A 19,740-nucleotide genomic window follows, 5' to 3' on the forward strand; every position below is an offset into this window, starting at 1 on the left:
ATCAAGGCGTAGGAGCCAGCCCGATTTGCAGCTCGTAAGCCTTCCCTCGGAGTGGAAATCTGTGGTGCTGCGTCGGCGCCGCCTGGGCGAGCCGCACGTGCATGCCTTGGCCGCCCAGATCCAATCCCACCGTCTGGGCGGGGCCCGCCTCATCGCTGCGCTACCCCGGCACTTGTCGGGAATGGCGGTGGTTGGGGTTCCACCCTTTTCCGGGCAGGGGAGGGTAGCGTTCCATTATGAGTGCGCAGCAGCCTGACGATGTGTACACGCACGGCCACCACGAGTCGGTGGTCCGTGCCCATGCCTCCCGCACGGCGGAAAACTCGGCAGCGTTCGTGCTCCCGCATCTGATGCCCGGGACCTCCGTCCTCGACGTCGGCTGTGGGCCTGGCAGCATCACCTGCGACTTCGCGGAGCTGGTGGCGCCGGGCAGGGTCACAGGCTTGGACCGCTCCCCCGACATCATCGCCCAGGCCGCGGCCCTCGCCGTCGAGCGCGGCGTGGACAATGTCGGCTTTGCCGCCGGCAACATCTACGACCTCGATTTCCCGGACGAATCCTTCGACGTCGTCCACGCCCATCAGGTCCTCCAGCACCTCACGGACCCCGTCGCGGCGCTGCGGGAGATGCGGCGGGCGGCCAAGGCAGGCGGGATAGTGGCGGTGCGCGACGCCGACTTCCACGGCATGAGCTGGTACCCGGCCATCCCCGAACTCGACGACTGGATGGAGCTCTACCAGCGGATCGCCCGCCGCAATGGCGCCGAGCCCGACGCCGGCCGCCGGCTCGTGTCCTGGGCGCAGGCCGCCGGCTTCACGGATGTGGCGCCGTCCAGCAGCAACTGGCTCTACGCCACTGGGCATGAGCGGCGCTGGCAGGCCCGGGTGTGGGGCGAGCGGGTGCTGCATTCGTCCTTTGCCGACCAGGCGCTCGAGTACGGCCTGGCCAGCGAGGCGGACCTGGCCCGGATTTCCGCGGGCTGGCACCGGTGGGGCTCCACCGACGACGGCTGGTTTCTGATTCCCAACGGCGAGGTCATCGCCCGGGCGTGAGCGGCGGCCAGCGGTCACAGCACCGGCACAGCCCGCCGAAAGTGCAGCCATAACTCCGCGCCTGAGGCTGGGTACAGGCCGAATCCTCGGCCGGCCCGGAAGCCCGGGCCCCAGCAAAGGAGTTTCAGCATGGCAAAGATCAACAAGACCACCGCGGGCATCATGCTCGCTGCGGTGATCGGCGGCGGCGCCATCGGCGCATCGGCCATCCCCGCGATGGCTGCCGATTCCACCGGCAGCTCGTCCTCGACCCAAGCCACCGACGGCTATGGCACCGGGGCCCAGCGCGGCCCACACCAGGCCAACGGAAAGACGGAGGAGGTCCTCACCGGCGACACCGCCACGAAGGTCGAGGCGGCGGTGAAGGCCGCCCAGCCGGATGCGGCGATCGAGCGGATGGAGACCGACGCCGACGGCGCCACCTACGAAGCCCACATCACGAAGGCGGACGGCACGCGCGCCACTGTCCTGCTGGATGCGAACTTCACGGTGACCGCAACCCAGGAAGGCCAGGGCGGACCCGGCGGCGGCCATGGCGGCCCAGGCGACACCGCCACGGATGGCTACACGTCCAACGGCTAACCCTTAGCGGGTCTTGGGCGTGCCCCTTGCACGCCCAAGGCCCGCGATCCTTGGCGGCACAGCCGACCTCCGGGGCGTTCGCCGTCGAGTTGCCGGCAGCCATTCCCTGCTTCCGGGTCTGCGGATAGGGTGCATTAGATATCTGCACTGGAGACCCACGGCAAGGAGATACCCATGCGCAAATTGACGGCCGGCCTTTTCTGCTCTGTGGACGGCGTGGTTGAAGACCCGTTCAAGTGGCAATTCGACAGCTTCGACGAAGAGCTCGGTGCCGGGATGGGCGAGATGATGGGCCGGATCGACACCGCGCTCCTCGGCCGCGTGGGCTACCAGCAATGGGCAGAATACTGGCCCAACGCCGAAAGCGACGCGGACTTTGCCGGATTCATCAATCCGCTGCCGAAATTTGTCGCGTCCCGGACCCTGACAGGCGAGCTGGAATGGCAAAATTCACGCCTGGTCCAGGGCCCGCTGGAAGACTTCGTCGCGGCTCTGAAGAACAGTGACGGCGGCGAAATCGGGATCTTCAGCAGCATTTCGCTGGTCCACCAGTTGCTGTTCGCCGGGCTGCTCGACACCTTGATGCTGATCGTCCATCCGGTGATCGCGGGCAGCGGGCGGCGGCTGTTCAACGACGGCGATGCCCTCACCCGGCTGGAGCTGCAGTCGTCCCAGCAGACCAGCAAAGGCAACATGATTCTCAGCTACGGCCTCCGCCGCGACTGACTCCCGTCATCAATCGGACCCGCCACGGCCGGGACCGTAAACTTACCTGGTGCAACCCTCCCTTTGGCTGGCCCTGGCCGGCGCCGGCGTCCTGATCAGCTTCACTCCCGGCGCGGGCGCCATCAACACCATGAGCAACTCCCTGAACTCGGGATTCCGCCGGTCCCTTTGGGGCATCCTGGGCCAGCAGGCCGCCCTCGTTGTGCACATCCTGATCGTGGCCCTCGGCGTCGGGGTGCTCGTGGCGAGCTCACCGGTTGCCTTCAACGTGATCCGCTACGCCGGCGCCGCCTACCTGGTCTACCTGGGCATCCGGCAGTTCCTGCACAAGCCGGACCTGGACCAGGAGAAGGCCGCGGCCCTGCGCAACGAGCCGGGCCTGTCCATGTTCCGCCGTGGCCTCTGGGTCAATCTGCTCAACCCCAAAGCCGTGGTCTTCTTCCTGGCCTTCATGCCGCAGTTCATCCGGCCGGAGCAGCCGCTGCTGCCGCAGTACTTGGTCCTGGCCGCTACCGTGATCGTGATCGACGTGGCGGTCATGTGGTTCTTCTTCGCGGCTGCGGCCCGGTCCTTCCAGCGCTTCACCCGCGACGCCCGCGGACAAAAGGTCCTGAACCGGACGTTCGGCGGGCTCTTCGTCGGCGTCGGCGTCCTGCTGGCCGCAATCCACTAGGCACCGCGGCCGCCGGCGTCCCGGCACCGGCGGCCGGCTCACCGTCCGGGACCGCTCCCCTGTCAGACGTGGCCGGGCGCCAGCTTCCGAAGGTCCGCTTTCCGGATCTTGCCGCTCGCTGTCCGGGGCATCTCGTCCACGAAGACGACTGATTTGGGGATCTTGTACCTCGCCAGCCGGCCCTCCAAGTGGGAGCGCAGCTGCTCTTCCGTGAGCCGGGCGCCCTCCCGCAACAGCACCACGGCCCGCGGCACCTCGCCCCATTTCTCGTCCGGCACCCCGATCACCGCGACGCTTCCGACGGCGTCGAGCTCGGCGATCGCCTGCTCCACCTCGGCGGGATAGATGTTCTCCCCGCCGGAGATGATCATGTCCTTGAGCCGGTCGGAGATGAACACGAAACCGTCCGGGTCCTTGTAGCCCATGTCGCCGGACTTGAACCAGCCGTCCCCTGTGTAGGAGTCCGACGAGGCCTCGGGCCGGTTCCAGTACTGGTGGATGACGTTGGGACCCTTGATCTGGATCTCCCCCACCATTCCAGGCGCAGCGGGCCCGGACGCCGGGTCGAGGGGATCGGCCACCCGGACATCGGTGAAGAAATGCGGCAGTCCGGAGGACCCGGCCTTGTCCCGGGACCTCGCCGCCGGCAGCGTAGTGGCGCCCGGTGCCGTCTCGGTCATACCGTAGCCGTTGGAGAAGCGCAGCCCCCTCCGCTCGTAGGCTTCCAGGACCCGCATCGGCACCGCGGATCCGCCGCAGGTCAGTTTGTTCAGCGAACTGAGGTCCGTGGCGTCCCAGTCCGGGTGCTCGCACAGCATCTGGTAGGTCGTGGGCACCCCGCTGATAGTCGTTGCGCGGTGCTGCTGGATCAGCTCGAGCGTCCGGCGGGGATCGAACTTGGCCTCCAATATCACGGTGCCACCTTTGAGGAGCGTGGGCAGGACGCCCATGTCCAGGGAGGCGACGTGGAACATCGGGGAGATCATGAGGGCCACGTCGGTGGAGGCAAAGTCGAAATCGACCAGCACGTTGATGCAGTTCCACGTGATGTTGCCGTGGGTCAGGAGCGCGCCTTTGGGGTTTCCGGTGGTTCCGGAGGTGTAGAGGATCATGGCGGCGTCGTCCAGGCCCACGGGCTCGTCCGGCGCCAGCGCCGCACCGGAGGCAATGACGGCCTCATACGCCTCCACTGCGGTTCCCCGGCCAACGCCGCCGTCGGCCCCGCCGTCGGGCAGCGTTGAATCGGGCAGCGTTGGATCGGGCAGCGTTGGACCGGGCACCGTTTCGGCTGGCACTGTTGACTCGTCGACGACGATCCGCGAACCCACGGCGGTCTCCGCCGAGCCGCGTTCGGCGAGCACCGCGAGCGACGCCGAGTGGACCAGCACGACCGCGCCGCTGTCCCGGAGCTGGAACTGGATCTCGGGCGGGGCGAGCCGGGTGTTCAGCGGGACGAAGACCGCCCCGGCCAGGCCGGCGGCAAAGAGGGTCTCCAGGAAGGAGGGATCGTTTTCGCCCAGGTAGGCCACCCTGTCGCCTTTTACTACGCCGCGGTCCCGGAGGGCGTTGGCGAGCCGGGTGGAGCGTTCCGCGAGCTCGCTGTAGCTGAGACTGCGTTCCCCGGCGATGATTGCGGTCTTGGTGCCCGACTTCGGGCGGCGCCGTTGCAGCCACGAGCCGATGCCAAAATTCTCCACGGAAAATCCTTTCTAGTTAGACGGTAGCGCCAGCGGGCCTGGTTAGGACCGGACAGTCTGCAGATCGTTGTTCTTGGGCTCTCGCGTCAGCAGGATGAAGACGATCGACACGACGGACATGATGGCCAGGTACCAGACCACGGCGGCGGTGTCCTGTCCGGAATCCTTGAAGATCTGCGCCACGATGCCCGGCGTGAATCCCGCGCCGAGGAGCGTGGCGAGCTGGTAGCCCAGCGAGGCGCCGGTGTAGCGCGATGTGGTGCCGAACTGCTCGGACACGAACGCCGCGAGCGGGCCGAACAGGGTGGAATGAATCATGAGGCCCACGGCGAAGGCCACGAAGATCAGCCCGATGTTGTTGGAGGACAGTAGCTGGAACATCGGCGTGAGGTACAGGATGAAGAGCACCAGGCCGCCGATCATGACGGGCCGCCGTCCCAGCTTGTCGGAGAGCCGGCCGCCCATGATCACGAAGGCGATGGACACGAAGGAGGCGGCCGCGAAGGCGTAAAGAACGCCCTGCCGGTCCGCACCCTTGGACACGGCGTAGGTCACGGAGAACGTGGCCAGCACCACCTGGAGCGCAAACCCGGCCGCGCCGGCCAGCATGGTGAAGATCAGGGTCTTGGGCCGGCGCAGGACCTGCAGGAGGGGAATCTCGCGGCGCACCGGCACGCGGCCCTGCGCCGCCTGCCGCGGCTGGGTGTTGTCCCGTTCGGCCTGTTCCCGCTCGGCTTTCTCTTGTTCCAGTGCCGCCTTGAAGATGGGGCTTTCGGAGACCTTGAGCCGGACGAACATGCCGATGCCCAGCAGGACGAAGGACAGCAGGAACGGCACGCGCCAGCCCCAGGCCAGGAACTGCTCGTTGGGCAGGGCCGCGAACGCGCCCATGACCAGGGTGCCCAGCACCGCGCCGGTGGGGGCGCCGGCGTTGACGAACGAGGCCGCGAAGCCGCGCTTGCCCGATTCCGAATGCTCCAGCGCCATGAGGGCGGCGCCGCCCCACTCCCCTCCGACGGCAATGCCCTGGCAGACCCGAAGGATGACGAGCATCACGGCACCCCAGGCTCCGGCCACCGCGGCCCCGGGCACCAGTCCGATCAGGGTGGAGGCGATGCCCATGACCAGCATCGAGACAATCAGCATGTTCTTGCGTCCCAGCCGGTCGCCGAAGTGGCCGAAGATGATGCCGCCGAGGGGCCGTGCCACGTAGCCGGCGGCGAACGTCCCGTACGCGGCCACCACCCCCACCCATTCGTCCGCGCCGGAGAAGAACACCTTGGGAAAGACCACCGCGGCGGCCGTGGCATAGAGCAGGAAGTCGTAGTACTCGATGGTGCTGCCGAGATAGCTGGAGGCAATGACGGTCCGTGCTTCACGGCGACGCGTACCCGCGTCCATGGCCTGCAACTGCGAAATTTGGGACATCGTTGTTCCTTATGGCAGAGGGGGGATGGTGAAGGGGTGTGGCGGTTTACTTGTAGAAGCGGGCGAGGAACTCGGCCACGACGGCCGGGCGTTCCTGGCCTTCGATCTCGATCGTGTTGGCCACCTTGATCTGGGCGCCGCCCTTGACCTCGGTGACTTCGGCGATGGTGGCCCGCATGCGGATGCGCGAACCCACCTTGACGGGGGAGGTGAAGCGGACCTTATCGAGGCCGTAGTTGACCTTGGTGGTGACGCCGTCGACGTCGAACAGCTCGCCCCAGAACGGGATGATGAGCGAGAGGGTGAGGAAGCCGTGGGCGATCGGGGCGCCGAACGGGCCGTCCTTGGCGCGTTCCGGGTCCACGTGGATCCACTGGTCGTCGCCCGTGGCGTCGGCGAACTTGTTGATCTGTTCCTGGGTGATTTCGCGGTAGTCGGTGGCGCCGAGGTCGGTGCCGGCGAGGGTGAGGAGTTTGTCGAAGTCGACGACGAGGTTGGGCATCTTTGGCTCCTGGAGCGGTTGGGTTTGGTTGTACGACGACGGCGGAACGCCGTCAGCGGGTAAAGAGCGTCAGCGGGTGAAGGCGCTGTGGCCGGTGAGGGCCCGGCCGACGATCAGGGCATTGATCTCGTGGGTCCCCTCATAGGAGTAGACGGCCTCTGCATCGGCATGGAACCGTGCGACGTCGGCCGCGAGCGTGATGCCGTTGCCGCCCACCACTTCGCGGGCCAGCGCCACGGTCTCGCGCATCAGCAGGGAGGTCTGCATCTTGGCCAGGGCCGAGTCCTGGTCCCGGTAGATGCCCTTCTCCTGCTGTTCGGTCAGCCGGACCACCAGGGACAGCGCCGAGGTGACGTTGCCGAGCATCCGGGCGAGCTTTTCCTGGACGAGCTGGAAGGACGCGAGCGGGCGGCCGAACTGCCGGCGCCCGGAGACGTAGCGCAGCGCGGCTTCGAAAGCTCCTGCAGCGATGCCGGCGGCGATCCCCGCGACGTCCGAGCGCATGGCCCGCAGCATCGCCGCCACGTCCCGGAACGAGTTCACGTTGTGGAGCCGCCTGGCCTCGGGGACGCGGACGCCGTCGAGGGTGATGTGGGCGTTCTGCATCATCCGCAGCGCGGTCTTGCCGTGGATCTTCTCCAGGGTCACGCCGGCCGCCTCGCGGTCCACGAGGAAAGCCTTGACCTGGCCGTCGGCGACGTCGCGGGCGAAGACGGCAAGGACGTCGGCCGTTGCCGCGCCGCCGATCCAGCGCTTGGCGCCGTCCAGGACCCAGGTGTCGCCGTCCGGGCCGGCCTCACGCCCCTTTTCCCTGCGGGCCGTCGTCGCGAGTCCGCCGGCGATGTCGGAGCCGGATTCCGGCTCCGTCAGCGAGAAGACGCCCTTGAGCGAGAAGTCGATGACCCTGGGCATCCATTCGGCCTGCTGTTCCGCGGAGGCCCCGACCCGGATGGCGGTCCGGAACAGCCCGGCCTGGGCCGTGTACCAGGTGGCCAGCGAGGCGTCCGTGCGGGCGAGTTCGAAGATCCGGAAGCCCTGGTAGATGCCCCGGGCCGGTGTCTGACCCGCACCCGGGGCGCCGGTCAGTTCCGCCGGTTCCATGAGGTCCAGGTCGATCAGCGGCCGCGCGAGCTGGTCCGGGAACTCGCCGCGCTCCCAGTAGTCTGCCAGGAGCGGCCGGGCCTGGGTGTCCAGGAACTCCCGCAGCCGCCCCAGCACTTTCCGCTCCGCGTCGGCGAGGAGGGATTCGGCGTCGTAGTAGTCGCATACGCCGTAGAGGCGCTCCTGGGCTGTTGTCTGGGGCGCGGTTTCCACGGACACCTCAGCCACCGAGCCCGAGCAGGCGGACGGCGTTGTGCTTGAGGATCTTGGGCCGGACCTCGTCCTTCAGCGGCAGGTCCGCGAAGGCGCCCAGCCATTTCTGCGGGGTGATGAGCGGGAAGTCGGTGCCGAACAGGACCTTGTCCTGCAGGACCGAGTTGGCCATCCGGACCAGGGACTCCGGGAAGTACTTCGGGGACCAGCCGGAGAGGTCGATGAACACGTTGGCCTTGTGCGTGGCGATCGAGTTGGCCTCGTCCTGCCACGGCACCGAGGGGTGGGCCATGATGATTTGCAGCTCCGGGAAGTCCGCGGCCACGGCGTCGAGCAGGAGCGGGTTGGAGTAGGCCAGTTTGATGCCGTACCCGCCCGGGAGCCCGGCCCCCATGCCGTTCTGTCCCGTGTGGAAGATGGCCGGCAGGCGCAGTTCCTGCAGGGTTTCCCAGAGCGGGTAGAACTGCTCGTTGGAGGGGTCGAAGCCCTGCAGGCTCGGGTGGAACTTGAACCCGCGCGCGCCGAGGTCGATTGCCTGGTGCTTGGCGCCCTGGATCGCCTCGGCGCCGGTGCGGGGGTCCACGCTCCCGAAGGGGATCAGGACGTCGTTGTTCCGCGCCGCCCCGGCAATGAGGTCCGGGATGCTGTTGGGCTCGTGCTTGAGCTGGGTCCGGGCGTCGACGGTGAAGACGACGGCGGCCATGTTCAGTTCACGGTAGACCTCGGCGATCCGGTCCAGCGAAGGGCTGCGGTCCTCGGCCTTGAAGTACCTGGCGGAGGCCTCGGTCAGGGCTGCCGGAAGGGACTCGTGGCCGTGGCCGTCCACTTCGAGGTGGACGTGCATGTCGATCGCATCGAGTGAGGCGGCGTCGATGCCGGGTTCGTAGCGCTGGGCAGCCATCTCAGCGGACCTCGGCCGGTTCGGGCTGCAGTTCCGCCGGCAGCGGCAGGAAGTCCTCGCCGACGCTTTGCAGCTTGTCCCCGAAGAGCGCGCCGAAGTTGTCCACGAGATCCTGGTAGCCCCAGCCGCCCTCGCGGTATTCGGTGGCGGCGGCGTCGGGGTGGGTCCAGAGTTGCAGCCGGTCACCGCCCGCCCCGATTGCCTGGCCGGTGACGCCGGCGGCCGCGTCGGAGGCCAGGAAGGCCACCAGCCCGGCGACGTCGCCGGCCGTGCCAAACCCGAGGTCGTGGCGGAAGAAGGCCGGCATCGCCTCGCCGCGCTCGTCGGCCTCGACGGCCTTCTGGAAGTACGGGACGGTCTTGGTCATGGCGGTGGCGGCCACGGGAATGACGGCGTTGGCGGTGACGCCGGCTTTCTTCATTTCCAGCGCCCAGGTGCGCACCATGCCCACGATTCCGGCCTTCGCGGCGGCGTAGTTGGTCTGGCCGAAGTTGCCGCGCTGGCCCGTCGGGGAGCCGATGGTGATGATGCGGCCGGGAATGCCGTGCTCCTTGAAGTGGCCGAAGGCCTCCCGGGCGCAGGTGAAGGTGCCGCGCAGGTGGACGTTGATCACGGCGTCGAAGTCCTCGTCCGTCATCTTCAGCAGGCTCTTGTCCCGCAGGATGCCGGCGTTGGTGACCAGGATGTCCAGCCGGCCGAACTCCGTGACGGCCGCCTGCACGAGCTTCTTGGCGACGTCGGAGCTGCCCACCGGGGCGACGACGGCGGCTGCGCGGCCGCCGTCGGACTGAATCGTCCGGACAGCGTCGGCGGCGACCTCGGCGTCCACATCGTTGACGACGACGGCGGCGCCCTGGCGGGCCAGTTCCCTGGCGTAGGCCAGGCCGAGGCCCCGTCCGCTTCCGGTGACGATTGCTACTTTTCCTGACAGGCTCATTGCCGCTCCTTTGCTAGCTGCCTTGTGCATCCGGCCCCGCGGCGTGGGATGCTGTTCTGTATCCATGAAAATATGGATAGTTGAAAAAGTCAACGATTTATTTTTTGGACTATTGGAGTTGGGCATGGCGACCGAAGTTGACGACGGGCCGGGCACCGAGCCTGCGGAGAAGCTCACGGCGGCAACCATCAGCCTGGACGCGGGTTTCCTGCTGGCCAAGCTGCATGCCGGCGGGTCGGTCCTGAACAACCGCGCCCTGGCCGTGTTCGATCTCAAGGAGCGTTCCTATTCGGTGCTGGCCCTGGCCAACAGCGGGCTGGAACCAACGCAGCGGGAGATGGCCGAGTTCCTCAGCCTGGACCCGAGCCAGATTGTCGCCCTGATCGACGAGCTGGAGAAGCGCGGGCTGGTGATCCGGGCGCCCGGGAAGCTGGACCGGCGCGCCAAGATTGTTTCCTCGACCCCGGAGGGGGAAGCCCTCTTCCGGCGGGCCGAGGCCGCGGCGCGGGACGCGGAATCCGCCGCCCTGGCCGGCCTCAGCGCCCCGGAGATCGCAACCCTCAAGGGGTTGCTCCGCAAGGCGCTGTGGGGGCCGGCGGCCTGATCGCGGCCGCTCAAGCACTGGGGGAATACCCTTGGGGCAGGAGGGAGCCATGACCGTTCGCAGCGCCGGCCTTCTGCTGTACCGGCTAAGGGGTGCATCACCGCCCGGCGGGGCGCCGCCATCCGGCAGCACACCGCAGCTTGAGCTCTGGATAGCCCACATGGGCGGACCGTTCTGGGCCCGCAAGGACTCCCGCGGCTGGTCCATCCCCAAGGGGGAATACCTCGCCGACGAGGACCCCCTGGCGGCCGCGCACCGCGAGTTCACGGAGGAAATCGGCACACCGGCACCCGCCGCCGACTACCACCGGCTTGGCGACTTCCGCCAGCCCTCCGGCAAGATCATCACGGTCTTCACGGCGGAAGCGGACTTCCGGCCCGAACGCATCGTGAGCAACACCTTCGAGCTGGAGTGGCCGAGGGGATCCGGCACGATCGGCAGCTTCCCCGAGATCGACCGCGCGGAATGGACCGCCGAGCCCGCAGCCCGGTCCAGGCTGGTCAAGGGCCAGCTGCCGGTCCTCGACGCGCTGGTCCGGCACCTCGGGCTGGAGCCGGCCGCACCCGGGCCCGGGCATGACAACAAGTAAAAGTCAGTTGACATCTTTTGTAATACTTCGCGGCGGCCAGCTAGCCAAGAGGCCCGGGATCGTTCATGCTTAGCTATGACCTCAATGTCGAGCCAGTACCGGATCATCGCGGTCTGCACCGGAAACATCTGCCGGTCCCCGATGGCGGAACTTATGCTGGCGGAGGCATTCCGGGCCGAGCGCCTCACGGGGGCCGTGGTCGATTCCGCCGGCACCACCGCGTATGAGGCCGGCCGGCCCATCGATCCCCGGGCAGCGCGCAAACTCACGGCGCAGAACATCGCTTCGGACCGCCACGTGGCGCGCGAATGGCGGCCCGAATGGTTCGCGAGCCGGGATCTGATCCTGGCCCTCGACGTCGACCACTACGGCTGGCTCCGGCAGGCAGCACCGGACCGGGTCTCGCTGGCCAAGATCCGCATGCTCCGCAGCTTCGACCCCGCCGTGGCCGACGAGGACCCGCTGGAGCAGGGCATCGAGGACCCGTGGTACGGCGGCCACACCGACTTCGACACCACCTGGAACCTCATCCGGGCCTCCCTTCCGGGGATTGTGCAGCACGTACGCACCGAGCTTGGGCGGCAGGACGGGCAACATCACGGCAGTGATCAAGCCAATGCACAGCAGCCGGTACGCTCTATTTCATGAGCCCCGCACCCGTCATCATCGCAATCGACGGGCGCTCCGGCTCCGGCAAGACCACCCTGGCCATCGAACTGGCGGCGCGGTTGAGGGAACACCACAAGGTCTCGCTCTTCCACCTCGAGGACATCTATCCCGGCTGGAACGGGCTGGCGGCGGGGATCGAGCGCTACGTCACCACCGTGCTTTCGCCCTTGCGGCGCGGGGAGAACGCGGAATGGGTCAGCTGGGACTGGGCACGGCACTACGACGGCGAGGCCCGCACCACACGCCCGGCCGAAATCGTCCTGGTGGAGGGCGTCGGTGCCGCCGCGGCGGCCGCAGTGCCCCTGCTGGACGCCGTGATCTGGGCGGACTCCTCCGACGCGGACCGCCGGGCCCGGGCGCTGGCCCGGGACGGCGACACCTACGAACCGTTTTGGGACCAGTGGGCTGCGCAGGAAGCGGAGTGGCTGGCGGCCGATGACGTCCCGTCCCGCGCGGATCTGCACGTGCTCAACCTGGCGGACGGCACCGCCCCGGACGACGTCCTGCAGGCCCTTCAGTACCTTCCCGCCGTCGCCCCTGCCCTGCTGCCCGAACTCGCCGCCCGGCGCGGGCTGCAGTTGCTGGCAGAACGGATCGAGGCCCGGCCCGAGGCCGGGCAGCTGTTTGCGGCGCTCTTTGGCGGTTCACCCAACGCCGTGTGGCTCGACTCCTCCCTGGACCCGGCAGGGCTGGCCCCGGAGGCAGCGGAGCGGAGCCGCTTCAGCATTTTGGCCGACGACGGCGGCCGCTTCGGCCAGGCCGTCCGGCACAGTTCCGGACGGACCCGCGTCAGCACGGGCCAGGCCACCGTGACCACCGATGGCCCGTTCTTCCGCTGGCTCGACGGCGTGTGGGGCCGCCGCGCGCTCCGCGCACCCGAGGCCTACCCGTGCGAGTTCACCCTGGGCTGGCTCGGGTACCTCGGCTACGAGCTCAAGCGCGAAACCGGCGGGAACGACGTCACCGCCGCCACCCCGGACGCCTGCCTGATCTTCGCCGGCCGTGCCGTGGTCCTTGACCATGCCGAGGGCACAGCCTGGCTGCTGACCCTGGACGCACCCGACGCCGGGGACTGGCTTCAGACGGCACGTACGGCCGTCACCGCGGCCGCGTCGGCGCAAGCGGCCGCTCATGCCTCCCCGGCCCAGCGTGTCAGCGCCCCGCAAACCACCGCCCCGCGCTTCGCCGCCCGGGACACGGAAGTCGGCTACAAGGCGAAGGTCACCGAGGCCCAGCGTGAGATCGCGGAAGGAAACACCTACGAGGTCTGCCTGACCACGGTGCTCACGGCGCCCTCGCCCGCGGGGCCTCACGGCGTGGATCCGTGGCCGGCCTACCTGGACCTGCGGCACCGGAACCCGGCCCCGTTCGCCAGCTTCCTGCGGTTCGGCGGGCTCGCCGTGGCGAGCACGTCGCCGGAGCGGTTCCTGCAGATTGCCGCGGACGGCAGGATGCGGGCCGAGCCGATCAAGGGCACGCGCCGCCGGGACACAGATCCAGGCACGGATGCCGCCCTGCGCCAGGAGCTGGAGTCTTCGGCCAAGGACCGGGCGGAAAACATCATGATCGTGGACCTGTTGCGCAACGACTTGAGCCATTTCGCCGTCCCGGGTTCGGTGGCCGTCAGCCGGCTGTGTGCGATCGAGAGCTACGCCACCGTGCACCAGATGGTGAGCACCATCGATGCCCGGCTGCGGCCCGGGATGCCGCGGGCAGAGGCGGTTGCGGCCTGCTTCCCCGCGGGTTCGATGACCGGTGCCCCGAAGGTCAGCACCATGGCCATCCTGGACCGGCTGGAGGCCGCGCCGCGCGGCGTGTACTCCGGGGCGATCGGTTACTTCTCCCTGAACGGGGCCGCCGACCTCGCCGTGGCAATCCGGACCCTCGTGGTCAGCGCCCTCGGCGAGGGTGCCGCGGAACTGAGTCTCGGCGTCGGCGGCGCTGTCACCGCCGACTCGACCCCGCAGGAGGAGTACGACGAAATCCGGACCAAAGCGTTCGGCGTCCTCTCGACGCTCGGCGCCGGGTTTCCCACGGGCTGAGTCGGCTGTCCCGCCGGCCCCGGCTACTGCAGGGTGGCCGTCAGCCGCGCGACGTTGTCCACGTATTTGACGCCCATCGGACGTTTCATCCAGTCCTCGAGCGTAAGTTCGCGCGAAATGCCCCGGTAGGTGTCCTCCACGGCGCTGATCCGCCGCACGATGTCCTCCCCCAGGAGCATCACCGAGACCTCCAGGTTCAGCGAGAAGGAGCGCATGTCCATGTTGCTGGAACCCAGCACGGCAACGTCGTCGTCGATCGTGAAGTGCTTGGCGTGCAGCACGAAGGGGGCCTTGTAGAGGTAGATTCGCACCCCGGCTTCAAGCAGCGCCTCATAGTAGGACTGCTGGGCGTGGTGGACCAGGAACTGGTCGCCTTTTTCCGAGACGAAGAGTTCGACGTCGACGCCGCGCTGCGCCGCCGTCGTCACCGCATACAGCAGCGAGTCATCAGGGACGAAGTACGGGCTGCAGATCGAGATCTTGCGCTGAGCCGAGTAAATCAGCGTGTTGAAGAGCCGCAGATTGTTTTCGGTGATGAAGCCGGGGCCGCTGGGCACCACCTGGGCGGTGATGTTGCCGGCGTGCAGTTCGGGCCGGTGCGCCAGCTGTTCCTCAATGGATTCGTCGGTCTCGCTGAGCCAGTCCGTGGCGAAGACGACGTTGAGCGTGGTGACGATCGGTCCACGCAGGCAGGCCATCAGCTCGACCCATTCGCGGCCGATCTTGCGGTGCTTGGGGTTGTTGTAGGAGGGCTCGATCAGGTTCTGCGATCCGGTGAAGGCGATCTCGCCGTCGATCACCATGATCTTGCGGTGGTTGCGCAGGTCCGGTCGGCGCCACTGCCCCTGCAGCGGGCTGAGCGGCAGCATGGGCCGCCAGCGGATCTTGCTCGCCTTGAGCCGGGCGATCAGCTTGCGATAGCCCTTGATGCGAAGCGTGCCAAGGTGATCGAACAGGACACGGACCTCGACGCCGCGCTCGGCGGCCTCTTCCAGCGCGGTCAGCAGATCGTCCGTGACGTGGTCCGAGCTCATGATGTAGAACTCGGCGTTGACGAAGGACTTTGCGCCGCGGACCGCCGCGGCCATCGCCTTGATGGAGTCGGGGTAGCCGGGCAGCAGCTCCACTTGGTTACCGTCCACCATCGGCAGCGAGCCCAGCGTCTTGTTCAGTTCCGCGGCGGAAGCCACCCATTCGGGTCCGGCGTAGCGGCTTTCCAGCATCGCCAGTTCCGAGGTCCCGGCGCGCACTCGGGTATTGACCGCGTCCTGCTGCGCGCGGCGCTTGCGGGAGAGCCGGAAGTTGCCGAACAGCAGGAACAGGAGCAGGCCGATGGTCGGCACGATGAAGATGCCCAGCAGCCACGCCATCGCGGTGGTGGGCCGCCGGTTTCCGGGGATGATGCCCAGTGCCAGCACTCGGATGGCGAAGTCGATCACCGTCAAAATCAGAATCGCCCAGGACGGTAAAGTCTCCGCCAGCGGAAATGGCCACAGCACAGGCGAACCCCTCAACGTACAAGCCACGCGGAACAGTTCCGAACGGGCAGTGACCAAATCCTATCCCGGGACCACCGAGACTAAGCTTTAGCCATGACCACTCCTGCCCCTGTTCCCGCGCCCGCGACCGTTCTGGTCTTCCTCGACCCGGCGTTCGACGGCGGCCGCGTTGCCGACGCGTCGCAGCCGCAGCTGATGGCCACGGACCTGGGCGCCACCCGCGGCGACGGTGTTTTCGAATCCCTCCTGGCCGTCGGCGGCCGGCCCCGCAAGATCCAGGCACACCTGACCCGTCTGGCCGGCTCTGCCCGGCTTCTGGAGCTGGACATCCCCGCCGAGGATGCATGGCGACGGGCGGTGGAAACCGCCATCTGCGAGTTCCGCGGGCAGGAACCCGCCGCGGCTGCACCGGGCGGCGCGGCGCAGGACGAGGTGGTGGTGAAGCTGATTGTCACCCGCGGGCCGGAGGGCGCGGCTGCCCCCACGTGCTGGGTCCAGGCCTCCGCCCCGGCCGCCGCGGGACGGCGGCAGCGCGAGACCGGGATCGACGTCATCCTGCTCGACCGCGGCTACGACAGTGAAGTCGGCGAGCGCGCCCCGTGGCTCCTGCTCGGCGCCAAGACCCTTTCCTACGCCGTGAACATGGCGGCGCTGCGCTACGCCCACCGGCAGGGCGCCGACGACGTCATCTTCACGTCCGCGGATGGCCGGGTGCTGGAAGGTCCGACGTCGACCGTTTTGCTGGCCCATCTGGAAACCTCGGACGACGGCGCCGGCGGCGTCAGCACCATCCGGCGGCTCATCACGCCCCAGCTGGACAGCGGCATCCTGCCCGGCACATCACAGGGCGCCCTGTTCACCGCCGCCAAGGCCGCCGGCTGGGAGCTGGGTTACGGCCCGCTGGAGCCGAAGGACCTGCTGGACGCCGACGCGGTCTGGCTGATCTCCAGCATCCGGCTCCTGGCCCCGGTCAACCACATCGACGGGCAGGAAATCGGCACCCCGGAACTCCGGCGCCAACTCACGGCCGAACTCAACGCCCTCTTCGCGACCATCGAATAGCAACGCGGGGTCAGTTACGGCCCATCCCATGTCCCCGGATGGGCCGTAAGTGACCCCGCGTTGGTGTTGCGCTCACCCCAGGGCGTCCGCGGGCACTGCCGGGCACAGGCGGAACGAGGCCGGGTTGAACGCCGGGAGCATGAACGTTGCGAGCACGGCGCCGAGCATTTCCGGGGCCCAGGTGCTGTTCTCCCCCAGGGTCGCGCAGACACCCAGCACCACGGGCGTTCCGTCGGTGCGGCGGCGGATCTGGACCTGGACCGGCCCGGTCAGCCCGAGCGCGCGGACGGCGGCCAGGCCCAGCTTGCGCACATCCCCGGCCTGGTTCGCCGGCACCCTGCGGCTGACCTCGTCGCTGCCGGCGCGTCCATACGGAGTCCTGGTCTTCTCGAGGACCACCGCCACCGGCGCCATCGCGTTGCGTGCCGGGGTGCCGAACACCAGGCACACATAGTCGGCGCCCGGGATAAATTCCTGGACCAGTTGCCCCGCCGGCATGTTCTTCCAGCTAACGGAGTCGGTTCCGGCCAGCAGGTGGATACCATGGGAGCCTTTGAAGACCCGCGGCTTGACCACCACGGGGCCGCTGAGGCCGGCGAGGGAAGCCGGCGCGGCGGCGAGGTCGCCCGGAACCGCGAACCGGGGCACCGGGATGCCGGCCGCTTGCAGCGCCCAGGTGGCGAACAGGTGGTCGTTGGCGAGGGCAACCGCGGCGGGGTCGGCCACGATGATCCGCACGTCCTGGGCGAATCCCGCGCGGGCCGCGGCCAGGACCGGGAGTTCCACGGTGAGGGTCGGAATGATGACGTTGATGGCTTCGCGGTCCACCACCCGGCGCAGGTCCAGGACCATGTCCGGGTTCGTCGCCGGCAGGAGCCTGACCGCGGCGGCGGGAGCCTCCCCGGCCTGGCGGGTGTCGGCACGGGCGTCGGAGCCGAGGTACGGGAGGCCCCGGGCTTCGAGCTGGGCCGCGACGGCCCGTCCGGCGGCGCTTGTAATCCCGGTAACGAGTATGCGCGGGCCCACGATTGCTCCATTCCGCCGTCACCGGCCGGACCGCGGCTGCGGCTCCGACCGTTCCAGCCTCCGATTCCCAGACAGCTTGTTGATGGACAGACGAGTCGATTCCGGGACTGCTTGATTCACACATTGCTCGAATCACCTGCAGCTCCGGCCGACTCGTCGGACCTAATCCCCCCAGTAAACGGCGAAACGTCCCGGCAGACACGAGTGGGCTGTACCCGAAACTGGAGCCCGCCACTACTCGCCCGGGCCGCGGTCCGGTTACGGAACATGACGACGGCGGCGGTGCGGGCCGGCGTCGCAGGTGTTACGTTTTTGGGGAGTAATGAGAACCGGTGCCAAGCCCTGACTGGCCGGTCGGCAACCCTCCCTTTCGCGGCGGGGTGCCTCAGGTGAATACTCGGCAATCGAGAATTCGAGCTGCAAGCGTGAAAGAGGAGATCCGTCGTGACCGACACGTCAATACCCACAACAGCCGCGCCCGGCACAGCACCCGGTACCGCACCCGGGGGCGAGGAGAGGCTGGCCTACCGCCTGTTCACCGGGGCGGATGACCGCGCCTTTTGCGAGCGGGTGTCAGCCGCCCTGGCCGAGGGCTACGTGCTGCATGGAAGCCCCGCCGCCAGCTTCAACGGAAGCACCGTGATCGTGGCGCAGGCGCTGGTCCTGCCGGCCGCGATTGCCAGTGCGGACGCCGCCGTGGCCAATGCGGTTGATGAGCTCGACGCCGACGAATTTGGCGCCGACGGGGCCTTCGCGGGCCACGCATGAGCTACGCCGGAGACCTCAGCCCGCAGGAGGCGTGGGCCAAGCTGGAGGCCGGAGCCATCCTGGTGGATGTCCGGACCGAGGGCGAATGGGCCCACATCGGCATCCCGGACACCGCGGCCGCGGGCGAGAGCCGCAACGATCCGCTCTTCATCCAGTGGAACCTCGCTGGCGGCACGCCGAACCCGCACTTCGTGGAACAGCTAAGGCAGCAGGCGCCGGAGGACACCGCCGTCGAACTGGTGTTCCTTTGCCGTTCCGGGGCCCGGTCGATCGCGGCCGCGACGGCCGCGACGGCCGCCGGCTACACCTCGTACAACGTCCTTGAGGGCTTCGAAGGCGAGACCGACCGCTTTGGCGAACGCACCGTCAATGGCTGGAAGAACCGCGGCCTGCCCACCAACCTCGGAAAGATCTAAGTGACTTTCAATCCCGACGCCGCCGGCTGGGCGGCCGACACCCAGGCCGTCCGTGGCGGCCTTGACCGCACCGGCTTCCAGGAAACCACCGAGCCGATCTTCCTCAATTCAGGATTCGTCTACGAGTCCGCGGCCGCCGCCGAGCGCGCCTTCACCGGTGAGGACGAGCGCTTCGTCTACTCCCGCTACGGCAACCCCTCCGTCGCCACCTTCCAGGAGCGGCTCCGGCTGCTCGAGGGAACGGAGGCGTGTTTCGCGACGGCGTCCGGCATGTCCGCCGTCTTCACCGCCCTGGGCGCGCTGTTGGCGGCCGGCGACCGGGTGGTCGCGGCCCGCTCGCTGTTCGGCTCGTGCTTCGTGATCCTCAACGAAATCCTGCCGCGCTGGGGTGTCGAGACGGTCTTCGTGGACGGCCCGGACCTGGAGCAGTGGAAATCCGCGCTGTCCGAGCCGACCACGGCGGTGTTCTTCGAGTCGCCGTCGAACCCGATGCAGGAAATCGTGGACATCGCCGCCGTGAGCAAACTGGCGCACGCGGCCGGCGCCACGGTGGTGGTTGACAACGTCTTCGCCACCCCGCTGCTCCAGCGCTGCGGCGACCTCGGCGCGGACGTGGTGGTCTACTCCGGCACCAAGCACATCGACGGCCAGGGCCGCGTCCTGGGCGGGGCCATCCTGGGCACCAAGGAATTCATCGACGGGCCCGTCAAGCAGCTCATGCGGCACACCGGTCCGGCGCTTTCGGCGTTCAACGCCTGGGTGCTCACCAAGGGCCTGGAGACCATGGCCCTGCGCGTCAACCATTCCTCGGCCTCCGCGCTGCGGCTGGCCGAATGGCTCGAGGGACAGCCCGCGGTCGGCTGGGTAAAGTACCCGCTGCTGCCGTCCCACCCGCAGTACCCGCTCGCAGTGCAGCAGATGAAGGCCGGCGGGACCGTGCTCACCCTGGAGCTGCAGCCCTCCCCCGGGCGCACGGCGAAGCAGGCCGCGTTCGCACTCCTGGACGCGCTGCGGATCATCGACATCTCCAACAACCTGGGGGACGCCAAGACGCTCATCACGCACCCGGCCACCACCACGCACCGCGCGATGGGCCCGGAAGGCCGCGCGGCGATCGGGCTCAGCGACGGCGTGGTCCGGCTCTCGGTGGGCCTGGAGGATGTGGAGGACCTGATCCGCGACCTCGGCCAGGCGCTCAAGCAGGTCTAGGCGCTCAAACAGGTCTAAACACTCAAGCAGGTCCAGGCGCTCAA

The 19,740-nt window shown here is 68.4% G+C and carries 20 protein-coding genes and 1 riboswitch; of the genes, 12 read left to right on the top strand and 8 right to left on the bottom strand.

The window, feature by feature from the left end; genetic code table 11:
• Window positions 1–236 precede the first annotated feature (236 nt).
• The 4 genes from AC1DDH_RS12410 to AC1DDH_RS12425 all read left to right on the top strand — a co-directional run bounded on the left by AC1DDH_RS12410 (window position 237) and on the right by AC1DDH_RS12425 (window position 3,033).
• On the top strand, window positions 237–1,052 hold the full coding sequence (locus tag AC1DDH_RS12410; RefSeq protein ID WP_243180592.1) for a methyltransferase domain-containing protein: 816 nt from the start codon (window positions 237–239) through the stop codon (window positions 1,050–1,052).
• 129 nt (window positions 1,053–1,181) lie between these two features.
• Complete coding sequence (locus tag AC1DDH_RS12415) at window positions 1,182–1,634, top strand: hypothetical protein (RefSeq protein WP_476955536.1); 453 nt, start codon at window positions 1,182–1,184, stop codon at window positions 1,632–1,634.
• 174 nt (window positions 1,635–1,808) lie between these two features.
• The gene (locus AC1DDH_RS12420; protein ID WP_476955537.1) at window positions 1,809–2,360 is read left to right on the top strand and encodes a dihydrofolate reductase family protein; all 552 of its coding nucleotides are present in this window, start codon (window positions 1,809–1,811) and stop codon (window positions 2,358–2,360) included.
• Window positions 2,361–2,409: 49 nt separating this feature from the next.
• Entirely contained in the window at window positions 2,410–3,033 is a 624-nt protein-coding gene (locus AC1DDH_RS12425) for a LysE family transporter (protein ID WP_476850752.1), read from the top strand.
• Window positions 3,034–3,095: 62 nt separating this feature from the next.
• On the opposite strand, the gene AC1DDH_RS12430 is transcribed toward AC1DDH_RS12425, so the two are convergent.
• From AC1DDH_RS12430 to AC1DDH_RS12455, 6 genes are all read right to left on the bottom strand, one after another.
• Complete coding sequence (locus tag AC1DDH_RS12430) at window positions 3,096–4,730, bottom strand: acyl-CoA synthetase (protein WP_476955538.1); 1,635 nt, start codon at window positions 4,728–4,730, stop codon at window positions 3,096–3,098.
• Between the two features lie 42 nt (window positions 4,731–4,772).
• The gene (locus AC1DDH_RS12435; RefSeq protein ID WP_476871731.1) at window positions 4,773–6,158 is read right to left on the bottom strand and encodes an MFS transporter; all 1,386 of its coding nucleotides are present in this window, start codon (window positions 6,156–6,158) and stop codon (window positions 4,773–4,775) included.
• A 46-nt stretch (window positions 6,159–6,204) separates the two neighbouring features.
• On the bottom strand, window positions 6,205–6,660 hold the full coding sequence (locus AC1DDH_RS12440) for a MaoC family dehydratase (protein WP_090952699.1): 456 nt from the start codon (window positions 6,658–6,660) through the stop codon (window positions 6,205–6,207).
• A gap of 69 nt (window positions 6,661–6,729) precedes the next feature.
• Window positions 6,730–7,974 (bottom strand): acyl-CoA dehydrogenase family protein, encoded by a 1,245-nt coding sequence (locus AC1DDH_RS12445; protein ID WP_476955539.1) that lies wholly within the window; start codon window positions 7,972–7,974, stop codon window positions 6,730–6,732.
• Between the two features lie 7 nt (window positions 7,975–7,981).
• The gene (locus AC1DDH_RS12450; protein ID WP_476887096.1) at window positions 7,982–8,875 is read right to left on the bottom strand and encodes an amidohydrolase family protein; all 894 of its coding nucleotides are present in this window, start codon (window positions 8,873–8,875) and stop codon (window positions 7,982–7,984) included.
• A gap of 1 nt (window position 8,876) precedes the next feature.
• Entirely contained in the window at window positions 8,877–9,812 is a 936-nt protein-coding gene (locus AC1DDH_RS12455; protein WP_476955540.1) for an SDR family NAD(P)-dependent oxidoreductase, read from the bottom strand.
• 124 nt (window positions 9,813–9,936) lie between these two features.
• Here AC1DDH_RS12455 and AC1DDH_RS12460 point away from each other — a divergent pair, with 124 nt between their 5' ends.
• The 4 genes from AC1DDH_RS12460 (at window position 9,937) to pabB (ending at window position 13,716) form a co-directional block, all read left to right on the top strand.
• Window positions 9,937–10,416, top strand: a complete 480-nt coding sequence (locus AC1DDH_RS12460) for a MarR family winged helix-turn-helix transcriptional regulator (RefSeq protein WP_476887094.1) — start codon at window positions 9,937–9,939, stop codon at window positions 10,414–10,416.
• A gap of 49 nt (window positions 10,417–10,465) precedes the next feature.
• Window positions 10,466–11,005 (top strand): NUDIX hydrolase, encoded by a 540-nt coding sequence (locus AC1DDH_RS12465; RefSeq protein WP_476955541.1) that lies wholly within the window; start codon window positions 10,466–10,468, stop codon window positions 11,003–11,005.
• A 75-nt stretch (window positions 11,006–11,080) separates the two neighbouring features.
• Complete coding sequence (locus AC1DDH_RS12470; protein WP_476850760.1) at window positions 11,081–11,653, top strand: low molecular weight protein-tyrosine-phosphatase; 573 nt, start codon at window positions 11,081–11,083, stop codon at window positions 11,651–11,653.
• A complete protein-coding gene (gene pabB / locus AC1DDH_RS12475; protein ID WP_476955542.1) occupies window positions 11,650–13,716 on the top strand; it encodes an aminodeoxychorismate synthase component I in 2,067 nt (688 codons plus the stop codon). Before AC1DDH_RS12470 ends, pabB begins: the two co-directional genes overlap by 4 nt.
• A 23-nt stretch (window positions 13,717–13,739) precedes the next feature.
• Here the strand turns inward: pabB and cls are convergent, their stop codons facing one another.
• Window positions 13,740–15,215 carry a cardiolipin synthase gene (cls, locus tag AC1DDH_RS12480; protein WP_028275402.1) on the bottom strand — a complete coding sequence of 492 codons (1,476 nt, stop codon included), beginning with the start codon at window positions 15,213–15,215 and terminating at the stop codon, window positions 13,740–13,742.
• A 93-nt stretch (window positions 15,216–15,308) separates the two neighbouring features.
• Here cls and AC1DDH_RS12485 point away from each other — a divergent pair, with 93 nt between their 5' ends.
• Entirely contained in the window at window positions 15,309–16,277 is a 969-nt protein-coding gene (locus tag AC1DDH_RS12485; protein WP_476955543.1) for an aminodeoxychorismate lyase, read from the top strand.
• A 72-nt stretch (window positions 16,278–16,349) separates the two neighbouring features.
• Here AC1DDH_RS12485 and AC1DDH_RS12490 read toward each other — a convergent pair whose 3' ends face one another.
• Window positions 16,350–17,303: an ATP-grasp domain-containing protein gene (locus tag AC1DDH_RS12490; protein ID WP_476955544.1), complete on the bottom strand. Its 954-nt coding sequence runs from the start codon at window positions 17,301–17,303 to the stop codon at window positions 16,350–16,352.
• 318 nt (window positions 17,304–17,621) lie between these two features.
• Window positions 17,622–17,735, top strand: a riboswitch (SAM riboswitch).
• A 27-nt stretch (window positions 17,736–17,762) separates the two neighbouring features.
• On the opposite strand from AC1DDH_RS12490, the gene AC1DDH_RS12495 reads away from it, so the two are divergent.
• From AC1DDH_RS12495 to AC1DDH_RS12505, 3 genes are read left to right on the top strand one after another with little or no spacing between them, the layout of a single operon-like run.
• Window positions 17,763–18,071, top strand: coding sequence for a DUF1737 domain-containing protein (locus AC1DDH_RS12495; RefSeq protein ID WP_230008543.1), 309 nt, complete (start codon window positions 17,763–17,765; stop codon window positions 18,069–18,071).
• Window positions 18,068–18,487: a rhodanese-like domain-containing protein gene (locus tag AC1DDH_RS12500; RefSeq protein ID WP_476850764.1), complete on the top strand. Its 420-nt coding sequence runs from the start codon at window positions 18,068–18,070 to the stop codon at window positions 18,485–18,487. The genes AC1DDH_RS12495 and AC1DDH_RS12500 overlap by 4 nt, the downstream gene beginning before the upstream one ends.
• A complete protein-coding gene (locus AC1DDH_RS12505; RefSeq protein ID WP_230008211.1) occupies window positions 18,488–19,696 on the top strand; it encodes an O-succinylhomoserine sulfhydrylase in 1,209 nt (402 codons plus the stop codon).
• Window positions 19,697–19,740 lie beyond the last annotated feature (44 nt).

Source organism: Arthrobacter sp. 10T425 (assembly GCF_056393985.1).

Coding starts and splice junctions, on each gene's coding strand:
- AC1DDH_RS12455 (WP_476955540.1), bottom strand. CDS start 9,812: ATGAGCCTGTCAGGAAAAGTAGCAATCGTCACCGGAAGCGGACGGGGC.
- AC1DDH_RS12465 (WP_476955541.1), top strand. CDS start 10,466: ATGACCGTTCGCAGCGCCGGCCTTCTGCTGTACCGGCTAAGGGGTGCA.
- AC1DDH_RS12420 (WP_476955537.1), top strand. CDS start 1,809: ATGCGCAAATTGACGGCCGGCCTTTTCTGCTCTGTGGACGGCGTGGTT.
- AC1DDH_RS12500 (WP_476850764.1), top strand. CDS start 18,068: ATGAGCTACGCCGGAGACCTCAGCCCGCAGGAGGCGTGGGCCAAGCTG.
- AC1DDH_RS12470 (WP_476850760.1), top strand. CDS start 11,081: ATGACCTCAATGTCGAGCCAGTACCGGATCATCGCGGTCTGCACCGGA.
- AC1DDH_RS12450 (WP_476887096.1), bottom strand. CDS start 8,875: ATGGCTGCCCAGCGCTACGAACCCGGCATCGACGCCGCCTCACTCGAT.
- pabB (WP_476955542.1), top strand. CDS start 11,650: ATGAGCCCCGCACCCGTCATCATCGCAATCGACGGGCGCTCCGGCTCC.
- AC1DDH_RS12435 (WP_476871731.1), bottom strand. CDS start 6,158: ATGTCCCAAATTTCGCAGTTGCAGGCCATGGACGCGGGTACGCGTCGC.
- AC1DDH_RS12415 (WP_476955536.1), top strand. CDS start 1,182: ATGGCAAAGATCAACAAGACCACCGCGGGCATCATGCTCGCTGCGGTG.
- AC1DDH_RS12460 (WP_476887094.1), top strand. CDS start 9,937: ATGGCGACCGAAGTTGACGACGGGCCGGGCACCGAGCCTGCGGAGAAG.
- AC1DDH_RS12485 (WP_476955543.1), top strand. CDS start 15,309: ATGACCACTCCTGCCCCTGTTCCCGCGCCCGCGACCGTTCTGGTCTTC.
- AC1DDH_RS12410 (WP_243180592.1), top strand. CDS start 237: ATGAGTGCGCAGCAGCCTGACGATGTGTACACGCACGGCCACCACGAG.
- AC1DDH_RS12440 (WP_090952699.1), bottom strand. CDS start 6,660: ATGCCCAACCTCGTCGTCGACTTCGACAAACTCCTCACCCTCGCCGGC.